This window comes from Marinicella marina (assembly GCF_030065545.1).
Taxonomy (GTDB): Bacteria; Pseudomonadota; Gammaproteobacteria; order Xanthomonadales; family Marinicellaceae; genus Marinicella; species Marinicella marina.
In genome coordinates this window covers 248,715-263,133 of record NZ_JASJNC010000003.1, presented here as the reverse complement: position 1 = coordinate 263,133, position 14,419 = coordinate 248,715, and the positions used below count along the sequence as shown (strand labels likewise).

Genomic DNA, 14,419 nt, shown 5'->3' with positions numbered 1-14,419 from the left:
TTTTTATCTTTACTTAAAAATCATCAAGCCAAAGGCAGCTTGATTTCGATGATGGCACCTTCGTGGTGATTCCTTACTTCAATTGTACCACCGTGTTCTTCAACTATTTTTTTGACAATGGCTAAACCCAAACCAGAACCTCCTTGTTTGGTGGTTTCATAGGGTTCGAAGACATGTTCAATGATGTCAGGACTGAAACCGCTGCCGTTGTCTTTGATACTAAGAACCAAATGATTGGCCAATACTTCTGTACTTATGTTTATTTTAACATGCCTTTGGTTGGCACTTTCTTGGGTGTTTTTTATCAAGTTGGTTAACAGTTGAGTCATGCGCCCACGGTCCAATAACAGCCGAGGCTCAGGATCTGTTAACTCGGTAGTAAATTGTATACTTGGGTGCGATAAACTGAATAAATCCACAGTTTCATTGATCAGTCTGTTCAGTCCACCCAATTCTTTTTTCAATTCGGGTGGCTTGGCATAATCTGAGAAGGCGTTGACTAATGTCTTTAAGTTTTCGACTTGAGCAACGATGGTCTGGGTGGCTCTGTTCAGAATTTCATCTTCTTCTTTGCCCAATTTACCACTGAGTCTCATGTGAATCCGTTCGGCTGAGAGTTGAATCGGGGTCAAAGGATTTTTAACTTCATGTGCTAACCTCCTGGCCACTTCACTCCAGGCAGCATCGCGTTGGGCTTGGTTGATGATGGTTTGGTCGTCAAACACAATCACATGACCACCACCTTCCATCTCAGAGTCGGTGATTTGGCTGCCTCTTACCAATAAAACACGTCGCAATGAGTCCTCTGCTATCAACACTTCCTGTTGCCAGAAATTGGTTTTTTCCGCTACTTTCTGCTTAATGATATCAATCAGAGGCAATAAGGTTGGGTTCTTCATTGCCAAGTAATCAATATTTTGGTTAATCAAAGAACGTTTGCCCAGGTGCAGGATTTTGTGGGTTGATTCATTGCTGAGTCGAATCAAAAAATCATTATCAATACTGATTACACCGCTGGTCAAATGTGACATCACACTTTCTAGATATGCCCTTTGGTTTTCTGCTTCGCTTTGGGCACGATGCGCCAACGCACTGGAGGTTGCTATCTGTGTGGACATAGAGTTGAATGATTTTACCAATAAACCAAGTTCATCATCGGTTTCAACCGGAATGACTTTGCTGAAATTTCCTTGGGTGATGGCATCGGTGGCTTCTGACAGCATTTTAATGGGTTCAACCAAGCGCCGAGCAGAAGAGAACGCGCGCAACATCGCTAACAACACACTGATCAAAAGTACAACGGTTAAAATGATCATGAAAGTACTTTTCAACTGTTGGCGCTGGAAGTTTTGTTTGTCGTATTCGTGAAATTGGGTTTCAATATTGATGGCTAAATTGCGGTATTCTTCAGGGATTGAAAACAGCCCTTGCAGAATTCGACTTTGTCCCAGATTGATGGAGCGGTTTGAGCTGATAGGAACCACCACACGCACTTGCATCCTTTCGCTGCCTGTGGGCTCGACTCGGGCATAATTTCTGCCATTACTGACCTCTCTTATGGTGTTTTGTGGCAAGTTGGGTGCGATAAATTTCAGTGGGTCAATTGATGCTGAGGTGATCAGTTGACCATCTGTGTCGTATATACCCAATGACGATGCTTTAGAATTTTCTAGCAATCGATCCAAATAGATGCCTTGATTCAACGGATCGTATTCTGCCAGTTCACTGGCGATGTCCTTGCCGGTATTCAAGTGAGTGACCGTTTGGGTCTCAAGGAATATATTACCCAATGAAATGGCATCGTTGAGGGCAGCATCAGTGGCCACATCAAACCATGAATCAACGTACTGATTGACCAACATGGTGGCAAATAGATACAGGATAATCACCGGCGGTAAAGACAAACCAGTGAACATTAAGACCATGCGTGTTGTTAGTTGAATGCCGGGTTCTTTCTTTTTGCGTTTTAAAACCAACCAAACTATTCTCTGGATGATGATTAAGGTCAGTATCACCACAGCCAATACCGATGCAGCAAATAGCCAAATGTATATGCGGTTAAACTGTTCAGCACTTTGCACCGCTGTACCCAATAAGTACAATGCGCTCAATAGCGCCACCACCAAAAATAATAGCGGGATGTTTTTATTGAGAATCATGGTTTTGGCTTTCATGGTTTTTCAGTCGGTGCAGGTGCAAGATCAAAACGTTGCCAGTCAGAGTTGAAGTTCCAGTCTTGGTCAAACACATTGGGTAGTTGCATGATGGAGGGCAAAGCCTGTTTATCCAAGAAAATGCGGGTTTCAAAGTAGTCGACACTGGGGCTGAGCTGAAATTGGAAATTGATTTCTTGGCCCAGGTGATTCAGTAGTTCATCCAGCGAGACAAAACTGAGTTTTTCATCGGTTTTGATGTTGTGTAATTGATACAAACCACCCAGAGAAAAGTATCGCACTTGAAACGTTTTAATACCAGCACTGATGACTGTATCAAACCACCAATCAATGCCTTGGTACAGCTTAACTTGCATAACGAATGTGATGACAATGCCGTTATCGATTGCTTCCACCACTTTATCGGAAATGGGCAATTGGTAAATGGGTTTGATGATGAGTTGTTGGCCCTGAATGCTTTGTTCAGCCCTGATGATGTTGGCCGCTTGGCTGTTGTGTAACCATGTCAATAGCATAGCCAGAACCACCGATGTCAGTATTTTTTTCATGCGGTGCGACTCATCAAACAATAATAAAACCCATCCATGTTGTCGGTACCTGTGATTATTTGTTGGCCGAAGGCACAAGGCTCAGCAGCGGTTATGTCCATGGGCACTGTTGTAAAATTATTGTTGTTTTTGAGGAATTTTTTGATTTGTCGCTCATTTTCAGAACGAAAGACAGAGCATGTGACATACAAAATATGACCACCCACTTTCAGTAATTGAGCGATGTTTTGCAGGATTTGTTGTTGTAATTGTGTCAACTGTTTTAAATGTTCGGGGGCTCTGAGTAGTTTAATGTCTGGGTTGCGCCTGACCACACCAGCAGCACTGCAAGGCACATCCAACAATATTTTGTCATACTTCGGCGATTGAAACCAATCATTTGGACAGGTGGCATCGCCCAAAATCACTCTGGCTGCTTTGAGGTTCAAACGATCGAGGTTTTCATTCACCAGTTTGAGCCGGCTGGGCTCTTTCTCAAGTACATCCAGTTCAATGTCTTGATTGAGCTCCAGTAAGTGACAGCTTTTTCCTCCTGGTGCCGCGCAGGCATCGAGAATTTTCTCACCGGTTTGTGGTTTTAATAACAGTGCAGCATATTGGGCTGCGGCATCTTGCACTGAAAACTTACCCGCTTTGAGGGATTCGCCCAGTGAGGCCTTTTCGTCATCCAGCAACCAGGCTGATGCAATGGTATTGTGTTGTTTTCCGGCAGGTTCTGTCTGGGTGTCGTTGGTTCTGATCCACAGCGGTGGCTTTTGGTTATTGGCTTGGATGATTTGTTGCCAGTGATCAGGCCAGTCCTTGCGCAACAAATCAATCCACCATTGAGCGTGGTTGTAAATAATGGGTTCACTTTCTGCGGCAAACTCTTGGTCAGTAATGGTTAATTTAAGGACCTTATTAATCAAACCAGTGGCCCAATGTTTCTTTAGTTTTTTGGCTGCTTTTATGGCTTCATTAACAATCGCGTGGTCTGGTGTATTCAGAATGATTTTTTGTGCCACACTCAATGTAAGTAATTCGGCTAGCAGGGCATCTTTGACAGGCTTTGGAGTGAATTTTTGCCAACGAGCCGTCAAATTCTGGTGGTGCCTGATGGTCTGGTAGCATAAGTTTTGAATCCAAGCCTTGTCTTGCGAGGCAATCTGTTGAGGCAGGGTGTTTTTGATGGCAGCTTTCAAGTGTACTTGTTTGTGGAGTACCTGATACATGACTTGCGCCGCCCAATAGCGGGTGTTAACGACTTGAGTCATGCCGTAAACCAAGCTGACTTCGACGCCATAAAGGCGGCGATTGGCATGCGCTTTTTACCGGCTTTTTGCACTTCCTCCAAACTCAAGCAGCCATCACCACATTGGATAATAAGGGTTGATTTATCCGCCATCACCACGGTACCTGGTTCTTGCGCTTGGTTAGTTTCGCAGGCTATTACTTTAGCTGCCCAAACCTTTAAGCTCATATCATTAACAGAACCTTGTGAGCCAGGCCATGGGTTGAATGCCCTGATTTGTTGTTCAATATGTTGTGCTGATTGGTGCCAATCAATGTGCGATTCTGATTTTTCGAGTTTGTGGGCATAAATGGCTTCGGCTTCATTTTGTGCTTGAGCGGCAGGCAGGGTGCCGGCTTTTAGTTGTTGCACACAACTGACAATGGCTTCGCCACCCATCAAGCTCAGGCGGTCGTGTAACGTTTGTCCAGTATCATCATCACGAATGGTGGTTGGGTACATGTTGAAAACTGGCCCTGTATCCAGTCCTGCTTCCATTTGCATGATGGCAATACCGGTTTCTTTGTCCCCAGTCAAAATAGCACGGTGGATCGGTGCCGCGCCGCGCCATCGTGGTAACAAAGAGGCATGGATGTTCCAGCAGCCCCATTTGGGTATGTCTAAGATGTTTTGCGGTATGATCAAACCATACGCCACCACCACCATCAGATCAGGCTTCATGTCAGATATCAAAGAAGCCACATCTGGCGTTTTCAAACTGACGGGTTGATACACTGGGATGTGGTGTTTTTCTGCTTCAATTTTTACTGCAGTTTTTTGCACCTGTTGGCCACGGCCTTTGCGTCGGTCGGGTTGGGTGAAGACGGCTTTGACATTGAAACCGGCCGCCACCAAGTCGGCCAAGGGTGGAACAGAAAACTCAGGGGTGCCACAAAAAATAATATCCAATTACATGTACTCCATATTAAATGTCATCCAAGGGCAGCGAAATTTGTGAGGGTTTGATGCTGCCTTGGTCATGAAAGATGCGCTTGTATTCAGCCCGCGAAACAGACACATACCTCTCGTTACCACCTACTTGGATTTGAGCGCCTGATTTTATGGCTTTACCGCTGTCATCGATCCTGACCACCATGGTGGCTTTGCGACCGGTGTGACAAATGGTTTTTAACTCTCTTAATTCATCAGCCCAAGCCAGTAAATATTGGGAGCCTTCGAACAACTCACCCTGAAAATCAGTGCGCAAACCATAAGCCAAAACTGGTATGTTCATTTTATCGACAATTTCTGTTAATTGATAAACTTGTGGTTTGCTCAAAAATTGTACTTCATCGACCAGCACGCAATCGACTGGGTCTTGCGCCAAGACCAAATCATATAAATTTTCACTTTGGTTGAAAACGATGGACGGTGATTCAATGCCAATTCTGGATTTCACGATTCCTTGGCCAAAACGATCATCAATTGATGATGACAAGATTAATGTCTGCATACCACGCTCTCGATAATTATGACTCGATTGCAACAAGTGTGTGGTTTTTCCAGCGTTCATAGCGGAATAATAGAAATACAATTTGGCCATGCGGGGGTGTGTTTTACAAAGCGATATATTTTAACAGAATAAGACCATGCTGTGACTCTCACAGCTGGTCAAAAATGTCGATAATTGACCGAAAACTTCGATATATTATGCGTTGCGTTAAAAAAATGTTATTATGATTGGGGGGTGAAGATAATAATAACATGTCGTTTGATAACACAGTATATCCACACAGGCCATTGATTTTGGCGGTTTCTGCCGGCATTCTGCTGTCGATTGCGATTTTCTCTGTTTACTACCTTTACATGCACTCAACCAGTCAAGCCGTTCATGTCATGATTGGAATTGCTGCTTTGTTGTTGTCCACAGGAGCCTTGGTTGGGTTGCTTTGGTTCTGGACTTTTCGGCAAGCACAACAACATTGGTTGAAGCTATTAAAGGTTGCCAACCGAGATCAACTCACCGGTTTACCCAATCAGCAAAAACTGCTTCGTGATTTAGAAAAAAGCGAACACACCAATTTGGCATTCATGAAAATCACCAATTACAACAGCATCCTCAACAGCTACGGTCCCGCTGTGACCGATGATGTGATGAAGCAAGTTGCCAGTGTTTTAACCAGGTTTGAACACGAATTGGCACGTAAAACCCAACATTACTACATCCAGCCAGGGGTGTTTTCAACCTTGGAAGACCAATTCGCCAGTTACGACACCATTGCTCAAATCACCAAAGCACTGGTTAAGAAGTTGATGAGTACCCAGTACCAAGTGGGTGATGGCGACTACATTGCCATCAATGTCACAATGGGTGCGGTGCGACAGAAAGAGGATGCCTACATCTTGGCTAACATGGCATTGCAAGAGGCTGAGCACAACAAGTTACAGTTTTATTTGATAGACAACCGCCAAAGCCAGCTGCCAGCCACCTATAAAAAGGAGTTGCGTTTAACCCAAACGCTGTTACAAGGGATTCACGAGCGACGCGTTGTGGCTTATTTTCAACCCATATTTCATGCCGACTCCTTGACTGTGGCCAAATATGAATGTTTATCGAGGTTGGTCGATGAACAAGGTAATGTGATTTCTATGCCTGGTGTTTTTATGCCCTTGGCACACCGAGCCAATGTGTATTATTTATTGTCACAAATCATGGTCAAACACGCGGTTGACTTTGCCTCTAAGCACAATGTCATTGTAACCATCAATTTCAGCATCACTGACATCAATAACAAAAGAACCTGTGATTATTTGTTTCAAAAAATAAAAAAATCTGGAGTGGGACACTTGATTCAATTTGAATTATTGGAAAATGAGGTGGTTATTGATGCCAGGGTAATCACCAAGTTTATTTTGCAGTTGCACGAATTGGGCTGTCAGGTGGGCATGGATGATTTAGGCAAAGGCTATTCCAACATCGAACGCTTGTTCAGTTTGCCTATAGATTTTGTCAAAATTGATCGAACCATCATGGAAAACATCAGTCACAACAAAGAAATGCGTAAATTGGCCAGAGGCATAGTCAAAATGGCCCAAAACAAAAACTTAGAAGTGGTTGCTGAATACTGTTCTGATGCAGAATTAACTGACTTAGCCATCAAGTTGGGTGTTAATTATCTGCAAGGGTTTTATCTGGGCCGTCCGAAGCCTCACTTGTTTGAGCAGCCCGTTGAGGAGGCCTTGGCGCAAGAGCGTTGAAAACCTTTCACCAAGTTTTTGTTACAATCCACAACTCTTTTATAAAATTATTTGTATGAATCAGGAAGCCATACAGGTCTTTGTCAGTTGTGAATCATCGCAACAAGCTAAAAAGCTGGTTGATTCTTTGTTGAATGACCAGATAATTGCTTGCGCACAAATGCTGAAAGGGGTGGAATCTTTTTATCGTTGGCAGGGTCAAATCACCCAGTCAAATGAAGTGTTGTTGGTGTTAAAAACCACTGCCAATCATTTCAAAGCGATTGAAACAAGCATTAAAAAATTACACAGTTACGACGTACCCGAAATTTTAGCCATTCCAGTGTTGGAAGGCTCAACCGATTATTTGAAGTGGATTAATGAACAAGTTTGATTTTAAAACCAACAACATCACTTTGGCTTTGCTATTGTGCCTGATGTCATTGTTAAGTCTGGGGGTAGCTGCTGCAGCGATGACCATCCCACCGCCGCCCGATCAGGCGATGAAGGTCTCATATCGAATCAGCAACGAACAAACCATCACCGTTGATTTTGATCTGATTGAAGATGTATATTTGTATAAACATGCGTTCAGTTTTCAAGGCACCGACTTGACCGTGTCTGAAGATTCACTGGTCATTCCGAAGGGTAAAGAAAAAGATGATCCGGCTTTTGGTTTGGTTGAGGTTTACTATGGCAGCTTGAGTATCGATGTGCCGATCACTGCTGTGGGCAATGCACCTGAATTAATGGTTAAATACCAAGGCTGTGTGGAAGATTTCATCTGTTACCCGCCACAAAGAAAAACCTTTGATCTGACGGGTCAATTACAGCCCATCATAAAGCAAGAGCCAGTACCTGCCAGCAGCGCTTTGGGTGGTGGTTTATTCAGTAACACGCCAGCCAACGGTTTTTTCAATGACAGCCAACAGTTGCTGCCAGTTGATCAAGCCTTTCAATTTGAAACCATTGCATTGGATGCCAATCAATTGATGGCGCGTTTTACCATGGCGCCCAATATTTACTTGTATAAAGATCAGGTGTTGTTTACCTCCTTTACGCCTGGCGTTGAGTTGGGCGAACCTGAGTTTCCACCAGCCCAATTGAAAGATGATCCCGAATTTGGCTTGGTTGATGTTTACTATGATATTGCTGAGGTCATCATCCCAATCAGTCGCACCCAAGCAGGTGTCAGCCAAATGGACATTGATGCATCCTTTCAGGGTTGTGAAGATGGCAAAGTCTGTTATCCACCCACTTCACAACTGGTCACGGTAGATTTACCGCCAGCGTCCCAACTCAGCGAACCGAAAGCAGCCATTGATCTGAACACAACAGTCAAAGCAGCAACTGCAACACCCAAATCTGAAACAGACAAAATCATTGACGGTTTTGGCGGCTCGATATGGTGGGTGGTGTTACAGTTCTTTGGCTTTGGTTTGTTGTTGTCGCTAACGCCTTGTGTATTTCCCATGATACCGATACTTTCAGGTCTGATTGTGGGTCAAAAAGACCCATCAACCGCCAAAGCATTCAGCTTGTCGATGATCTATGTTTTGGCTATGGCACTGACTTACACCGCAGTGGGTGTGTTGGCTGGTTTGGCCGGGACTAACTTGCAAGCCTTGTTTCAAACCCCTTGGATCATCATCAGTTTCAGTATTGTATTTGTGCTGTTGGCCCTGTCGATGTTTGGCTTTTATGACCTTCAACTGCCTGCCAGTTGGCAAAACAAATTATCCAGCATTTCAAACCGCCAGAAAGGTGGCTCCTGGCTTGGGGTAGCGGTAATGGGGTTGTTGTCGGCTTTAATTGTGGGTCCTTGTGTGGCGCCCCCTTTGGCAGCCGCGGTGATTTATATTTCATCGGCTGATGGTGGGCCAGTGGTTGGTGGCTTGGCTTTGTTCGCCATGTCCATGGGCATGGGTGTGCCGTTGATTGCCATTGGTACTTCGGCGGGTAAATGGATGCCGAATTCTGGTGGTTGGATGAACGTGGTCAAATCTTTCTTTGGTGTGTTGTTGATTGGTATGGCCATTTGGTTCCTCTCTCGAATCATGTCAGAAAACATCATTCTGATGATGTGGGGTTTACTTTCTATCGCCACCGCAGTGATGTGGCACCGTCACGCCAAGGACAATGGTTTATCTGGCTGGGTGATGTCAATGTTCGATGCCATCAAAGTGACTTTGTTGGTGGTTGGTGTGGCTCAATTAATCGGCGCGATGGCCGGACAAAGTGATCCGCTGCGACCCTTGAAAGGGGTTTTCGCTGGTGGTGGTGCGGTGGTTGAACAAAAAGTTGAATTCACGCCGATTAAATCATTGGCCGATTTGGAACAACAAATCGATGAAAGTAGTAAGCCAGTTTTCCTCGACTTTTATGCCGACTGGTGTATCGAATGCAAGCGCATGGAGCGCACCACATTTAAAGACCCTGAAATTGTCGCATTGAGTCAACAAATGACGGTATTAAAAGCCGATGTCACGGCCAACGATGAGGTGGATGCGGCATTGATGAAACATTTCGGCATTGTAGGTCCACCGGCGAGCTTGTTTTTTGCTGCTGATGGCACCCCTTTGTTGCAACACAACTTCTTCGGATACAAGTCAGCAGGCGACTTAAAACAAACGTTTGAAAATATAGTTAAATAAGCAACTTTCTGGACATTCGCTGCCAGTTGATGCACAATCGCAGCACTTAGAAGCGAAATTTGAATTCTTCAATGCGTGAAATTGCCATCATCAATGGTCCAAACCTAAACCTTTTGGGGGTCAGAGAACCTGAGGTTTATGGCACAGAAACCTTACAAGACATCAATGACAGCATGCTGGACTTATCCAAACAGTTGGGTTTGTCTTTGCGGTTCAAACAAGCCAACGCAGAACATGAGCTGGTGGATTTCATTCATCAGTGCTTTCATGATCAAATTTCAGGTATCATCATCAATCCAGCGGCATTCACCCACACCAGTGTGGCGATACGCGATGCGCTCTTAGGCACACAAATTCCTTTTATAGAGGTGCACTTATCTAATGTGCATGCCCGCGAAGATTTTCGCAGCAAGTCTTGGTTATCTGATGTAGCAATCGGCACCATCACAGGTTTGGGATCCAAGGGTTATGAGATGGCACTGCGTTATTGGGCTTCAGAAAACTAATTAAAACAACACAGTTAAACAACACAATCAAACACGGGACATAATCAATGGACATCAGAAAAATAAAAAAACTCATTGAACTGTTGGAACAATCTTCCTTAACAGAAATGGAAATCACCGAGGGTGAGGAAACGGTTAAATTATCACGCACCAGCCAAGCGGCTCCAGCGCCAGCACCCCAGGTCTACCAGGCAGCGCCAGTTACAGCGCCAGCGCCAAGCAGCAATGCCCCTGCCAGTAATGAACCAGCGGTAGAAGAACCGGCGGGATTATTGGTCAGAAGTCCCATGGTGGGGACCTTTTACGCCTCGCCTTCACCTGATGCTGAACCTTTTGTTAAAGTCGGCCAAAGCGTCAACGTCGGCGACACTTTATGTATGGTTGAAGCGATGAAAATGTTCAATCAGATTGAATCAGAGCACAAAGGCAAAATCAAACGCATATTGGTTGAAAACGGACAGCCAGTAGAATTTGATGAACCATTGTTCGAAATAGAGTAAGCACAGCCATGTTCAGTAAAATTGTTATTGCGAATCGTGGTGAGATTGCTTTGCGCATCTTGCGTGCTTGTCAGACCATGGGGGTTAAGACTGTGGCGGTTCATTCGACGATAGACCGCAACCAAAAACACGTTGGTATGGCTGATGAATCGGTGTGTATCGGCCCACCTTCTTCCTTGGAATCTTATTTAGATATCCCTAAAATCATTGCGGCTGCTGAAGTGACAGACGCCGAAGCCATTCATCCCGGTTATGGGTTTTTGGCTGAGAATGCTGCATTTGCGGAGAGCATTGAGGAATCTGGCTTTAAATTCATTGGTCCACGGGCAGAAACCATTCGTTTGATGGGTGATAAAGTGGCCGCCATTGAAGCCATGAAAGCGGCAGGTGTGCCCTGTGTACCGGGTTCTGATGGTCCGTTGAACAACGATGCAGAACGCAATTTAAGCATTGCCAAAAAAATTGGCTATCCAATCATTGTTAAAGCAGCAGCAGGCGGTGGTGGACGTGGTATGCGTGTGGTGCACACTGAGGCCGCATTGAACAATGCCATCATGACCACCAAAACTGAAGCCAAAGCGGCTTTCGGTGATGACACAGTTTATATGGAAAAATACTTGGAAAATCCACGACATGTAGAAATCCAAGTGCTCTCAGACATGCACGGCAATGCCATCCACTTGGGTGAGCGCGATTGCTCGATGCAACGCCGCCACCAAAAGGTGGTTGAAGAGGGGCCGGCACCCGGCTTGACTGAAGCAGCGCGCCAAGAAATTGGTGAAGTTTGTGTTGCTGCTTGTAAGCGCATCAAATATGAAGGCGCTGGTACCTTTGAGTTTTTGTATGATGGTGGACGTTTTTACTTCATTGAGATGAACACCCGAATTCAAGTCGAGCATCCTGTTACTGAACTGATCACTGGGGTGGATTTGATCAAACAACAATTACTGATAGCCAGTGGGGAGCCACTTAAAATCAAACAATCAGACATCAAACTCACCGGCCATGCCATTGAATGTCGCATCAATGCAGAAGATCCAGACACTTTCATGCCTTCTCCTGGCACCATAGATATTTTTCATGCACCAGGTGGGCCCGGCGTGCGGGTCGATTCGCATGTGTATGACGGCTATAAAGTGCCGCCTAATTATGATTCAATGATTGGTAAAATCATCACCTACGGCGAGGATCGCATCACGGCCATACGCCGTATGCGGTTGGCATTATCAGAGACAGTGGTTTCAGGTATAAAAACCAACAAATCACTGCAATTGAGAATCATGAATGATCCGGGTTTTGTTGAGGGTTCAAAAAACATCCATTACCTAGAAAAACGTTTGAACGAGAAAAAATAAATACCCAAGAGAGATGTGGTTCGGTGCTGGCTTTTGCTGCATGAACCTTATTCACTGGGCGTTTTAATTAAGTATTTGGCAATGGCGCAGAACAATGGCATTTTACGAAATAACCATTCAGCTTAATCAGGCTGAAGTTGCAGCAGTTGATGAACAACTGCAATCAAATGGTGCAGTTGGTGTCACATATGTAGATGCCAAAGACAGCCCAATTTATGAACCCAAGCCAGGTGAAATGCCGCTTTGGAGTCAAATTAAATTGATTGGTTTGTTTGACGATGAGCAGCAAATGCAATACGCCAGCCAGCAACTACAACAAGCTTATCCACAGCTCAGCCAACAACACACCCAATTAAAAGACCAGGTTTGGGAGCGACTGTGGATGGATCATTTTAAGCCGATGCAATTTGGTCAAAACAGTTGGGTGATTCCTGATGGTTATGAGGTGGTTGACCCGGCTGCCCATAACCTGATTTTAGACCCCGGATTGGCTTTTGGTACAGGGACCCACTCTACCACCGCCTTGTGTTTGGCATGGTTGGATGCGCATGACGTAAGGGGTAAGTATTTGGTTGATTTTGGCTGTGGCTCGGGTGTTTTAGCAGTCATGGCATTGCTGCAAGGTGCGCAGCAAGTGATTTGTGTGGATATCGATGATCAAGCGATCCAAGCTACCCAACAAAATGCGGCAAAAAACGGCGTGTTATCCGGCATCAAAGTGGTGGCACCTGAAAAAGCTGGCAGCATAAAAAACCAAGACGGTATCCTGGCCAATATTTTGGCCGAACCACTGATGGCTTTTTGCGATGATTTTCATGCCATGTTGAATGATGGCGGTTTCATCGTGCTCAGTGGTATCCTCAGCGAACAGAAAGACATGATTTGTGCCAAATATAGTTCGCGATTTGTTGACATTAAGACAGAAATTGACCAAGATTGGGTGCGTGTGAGTGCCACCAAGACAGTCGAAACATAAAAGGACATCGACAGCAGCATCAATAGATTGCATGCACAGCCTTTTTGAAAGTCATTTGATGTGTGGATTTTAGTTGTGTTAACCAACCAGTCAGAGAGTTAATTTGTATACCCAGTGTAGAGGATGCGGTGAAGTTTTTGTGATCGAAGTCGAACACTTAACTCATGCGCGCGGACAAGTGCGATGTAATTTATGTGGCACGGTGTTCGATGGAATGGAAACCTTAAGTGCCACCAAGCCACATGAAGATGAAGACTTGTTGTTGCACGAATTCGATAACGCCCCACCGTTACTGACCCAAGCCTATCACACCTTGCAAGTGGCTGATGCCGTTGAGGAGGGTCTAGAAGGTGATTTGACGGTTGTTGATGAGGGCGATCTGGAAGCTGAATTGGATGAAATCATTGCCGATGCACAAATGAATGACAGTCAGCTGGATGAGGAAGCGTTACCAAGTTTTGTTGCTGAGGATGACAATTTAAGCGGGCCATTTGTGGCTGAGAAAAAAGTCCAGCCTGAAAATAAAAGCTCCAGCTGGTTGTTCTCAGCTTTGGCCGTGGCCATGTTAATCGGTCTGTTTTGGCAAGCCCAAGCCGCTATAAGTAAAGGACAATTGGTCTTACCCGAACACCCGATGAGTGAGAAACTGTGTGAATTCATCAATTGTGCACAAAATAAAGTAGCGGTTGATTTGAACGCTATATCACTGGTTTCACGCAATATCAGACCGCACCCTGGGCGCGATGAAGCGTTGATTATTTCTGCCAGCATGATCAATGCCAACGAAGCCAACCAACAGTTCCCAGCTTTAGAAATAAAACTCTCAGACCTCAACGGACAAATAGTCGCTATGCGCCGTTTCATTGCTGATGAATATGTGCCAGCCGATGTGCTCAGAGCAGGGTTTTTACCGAATACCTTGATTCCAATTAACTTAGAAATCGTCAGTCCTGGCCAAGATGCTGTGGCGTTCGAAATCAGGTTTGTGCAACCATGAGTAAAAAATCAGAACATAACAGTCACAGCCAAAAGAACATGACCCGCGAATCGGTTCGCGTTTACCTAGAATCACTCAACGGCCACAGCACCAACCGCTTGTATGATTTGGTGATTGAAGAAACCGAAAAGGGCATGATCCTAGAAGTACTCAAATGGTGCAAAGGCAACCGCTCCAAAGCCGCAGACACCCTTGGTATCACCCGCACCACCCTGCGCAACAAAATGCGCAAATTGAAAATAAGCGGTTGATTGATTTTTTG

At 44.9% G+C, this 14,419-nt stretch carries 14 protein-coding genes; 9 read left to right on the top strand and 5 right to left on the bottom strand.

From position 1 onward, the window contains the following. Nucleotides 1-23 precede the first annotated feature (23 nt). From QNI24_RS06130 to QNI24_RS06110, 5 genes are read right to left on the bottom strand one after another with little or no spacing between them, the layout of a single operon-like run. Complete coding sequence (locus tag QNI24_RS06130; RefSeq protein ID WP_283708577.1) at nucleotides 24-2,174, bottom strand: sensor histidine kinase; 2,151 nt, start codon at nucleotides 2,172-2,174, stop codon at nucleotides 24-26. Continuing rightward, complete coding sequence (locus tag QNI24_RS06125) at nucleotides 2,171-2,722, bottom strand: DUF4390 domain-containing protein (protein ID WP_267175355.1); 552 nt, start codon at nucleotides 2,720-2,722, stop codon at nucleotides 2,171-2,173. Before QNI24_RS06125 ends, QNI24_RS06130 begins: the two co-directional genes overlap by 4 nt. Continuing rightward, complete coding sequence (gene rsmB / locus QNI24_RS06120; protein ID WP_267175356.1) at nucleotides 2,719-3,975, bottom strand: 16S rRNA (cytosine(967)-C(5))-methyltransferase RsmB; 1,257 nt, start codon at nucleotides 3,973-3,975, stop codon at nucleotides 2,719-2,721. The genes QNI24_RS06125 and rsmB overlap by 4 nt, the downstream gene beginning before the upstream one ends. Beyond that, a complete protein-coding gene (gene fmt / locus QNI24_RS06115) occupies nucleotides 3,972-4,901 on the bottom strand; it encodes a methionyl-tRNA formyltransferase (protein ID WP_267175357.1) in 930 nt (309 codons plus the stop codon). Before fmt ends, rsmB begins: the two co-directional genes overlap by 4 nt. Nucleotides 4,902-4,917: 16 nt before the next feature. Continuing rightward, on the bottom strand, nucleotides 4,918-5,535 hold the full coding sequence (locus QNI24_RS06110; protein WP_267175358.1) for a thymidine kinase: 618 nt from the start codon (nucleotides 5,533-5,535) through the stop codon (nucleotides 4,918-4,920). A gap of 161 nt (nucleotides 5,536-5,696) precedes the next feature. Between QNI24_RS06110 and QNI24_RS06105 the strand changes: the two genes are divergently transcribed. From QNI24_RS06105 to QNI24_RS06065, 9 genes are all read left to right on the top strand, one after another. Further along, entirely contained in the window at nucleotides 5,697-7,190 is a 1,494-nt protein-coding gene (locus QNI24_RS06105) for an EAL domain-containing protein (RefSeq protein WP_267175359.1), read from the top strand. A gap of 55 nt (nucleotides 7,191-7,245) precedes the next feature. Then, the gene (gene cutA / locus QNI24_RS06100; protein WP_267175360.1) at nucleotides 7,246-7,563 is read left to right on the top strand and encodes a divalent-cation tolerance protein CutA; all 318 of its coding nucleotides are present in this window, start codon (nucleotides 7,246-7,248) and stop codon (nucleotides 7,561-7,563) included. Beyond that, nucleotides 7,550-9,823, top strand: a complete 2,274-nt coding sequence (locus QNI24_RS06095; RefSeq protein WP_267175361.1) for a protein-disulfide reductase DsbD — start codon at nucleotides 7,550-7,552, stop codon at nucleotides 9,821-9,823. Before cutA ends, QNI24_RS06095 begins: the two co-directional genes overlap by 14 nt. 71 nt (nucleotides 9,824-9,894) lie before the next feature. Then, a complete protein-coding gene (aroQ, locus tag QNI24_RS06090) occupies nucleotides 9,895-10,329 on the top strand; it encodes a type II 3-dehydroquinate dehydratase (protein WP_267175362.1) in 435 nt (144 codons plus the stop codon). A 47-nt stretch (nucleotides 10,330-10,376) separates the two neighbouring features. Continuing rightward, nucleotides 10,377-10,829, top strand: a complete 453-nt coding sequence (accB, locus tag QNI24_RS06085) for an acetyl-CoA carboxylase biotin carboxyl carrier protein (RefSeq protein ID WP_267175363.1) — start codon at nucleotides 10,377-10,379, stop codon at nucleotides 10,827-10,829. A gap of 8 nt (nucleotides 10,830-10,837) precedes the next feature. Further along, on the top strand, nucleotides 10,838-12,184 hold the full coding sequence (gene accC, locus QNI24_RS06080) for an acetyl-CoA carboxylase biotin carboxylase subunit (protein WP_267175364.1): 1,347 nt from the start codon (nucleotides 10,838-10,840) through the stop codon (nucleotides 12,182-12,184). A gap of 94 nt (nucleotides 12,185-12,278) precedes the next feature. Beyond that, complete coding sequence (gene prmA / locus QNI24_RS06075; RefSeq protein WP_267175365.1) at nucleotides 12,279-13,160, top strand: 50S ribosomal protein L11 methyltransferase; 882 nt, start codon at nucleotides 12,279-12,281, stop codon at nucleotides 13,158-13,160. 103 nt (nucleotides 13,161-13,263) lie between these two features. Beyond that, nucleotides 13,264-14,157, top strand: a complete 894-nt coding sequence (locus QNI24_RS06070; RefSeq protein ID WP_267175366.1) for a zinc-ribbon and DUF3426 domain-containing protein — start codon at nucleotides 13,264-13,266, stop codon at nucleotides 14,155-14,157. Continuing rightward, complete coding sequence (locus tag QNI24_RS06065; RefSeq protein ID WP_267175367.1) at nucleotides 14,154-14,408, top strand: helix-turn-helix domain-containing protein; 255 nt, start codon at nucleotides 14,154-14,156, stop codon at nucleotides 14,406-14,408. Before QNI24_RS06070 ends, QNI24_RS06065 begins: the two co-directional genes overlap by 4 nt. The last annotated feature ends 11 nt before the right edge of the window (nucleotides 14,409-14,419 follow it).

Bases quoted from the DNA above. Each gene is read 5' to 3' on its own strand.
- QNI24_RS06130 (WP_283708577.1), bottom strand. From the start codon at position 2,174: ATGAAAGCCAAAACCATGATTCTCAATAAAAACATCCCGCTATTATTT.
- QNI24_RS06125 (WP_267175355.1), bottom strand. From the start codon at position 2,722: ATGAAAAAAATACTGACATCGGTGGTTCTGGCTATGCTATTGACATGG.
- rsmB (WP_267175356.1), bottom strand. From the start codon at position 3,975: ATGACTCAAGTCGTTAACACCCGCTATTGGGCGGCGCAAGTCATGTAT.
- QNI24_RS06110 (WP_267175358.1), bottom strand. From the start codon at position 5,535: ATGGCCAAATTGTATTTCTATTATTCCGCTATGAACGCTGGAAAAACC.
- QNI24_RS06105 (WP_267175359.1), top strand. From the start codon at position 5,697: ATGTCGTTTGATAACACAGTATATCCACACAGGCCATTGATTTTGGCG.
- cutA (WP_267175360.1), top strand. From the start codon at position 7,246: ATGAATCAGGAAGCCATACAGGTCTTTGTCAGTTGTGAATCATCGCAA.
- QNI24_RS06095 (WP_267175361.1), top strand. From the start codon at position 7,550: ATGAACAAGTTTGATTTTAAAACCAACAACATCACTTTGGCTTTGCTA.
- aroQ (WP_267175362.1), top strand. From the start codon at position 9,895: ATGCGTGAAATTGCCATCATCAATGGTCCAAACCTAAACCTTTTGGGG.
- accB (WP_267175363.1), top strand. From the start codon at position 10,377: ATGGACATCAGAAAAATAAAAAAACTCATTGAACTGTTGGAACAATCT.
- accC (WP_267175364.1), top strand. From the start codon at position 10,838: ATGTTCAGTAAAATTGTTATTGCGAATCGTGGTGAGATTGCTTTGCGC.
- prmA (WP_267175365.1), top strand. From the start codon at position 12,279: ATGGCATTTTACGAAATAACCATTCAGCTTAATCAGGCTGAAGTTGCA.
- QNI24_RS06065 (WP_267175367.1), top strand. From the start codon at position 14,154: ATGAGTAAAAAATCAGAACATAACAGTCACAGCCAAAAGAACATGACC.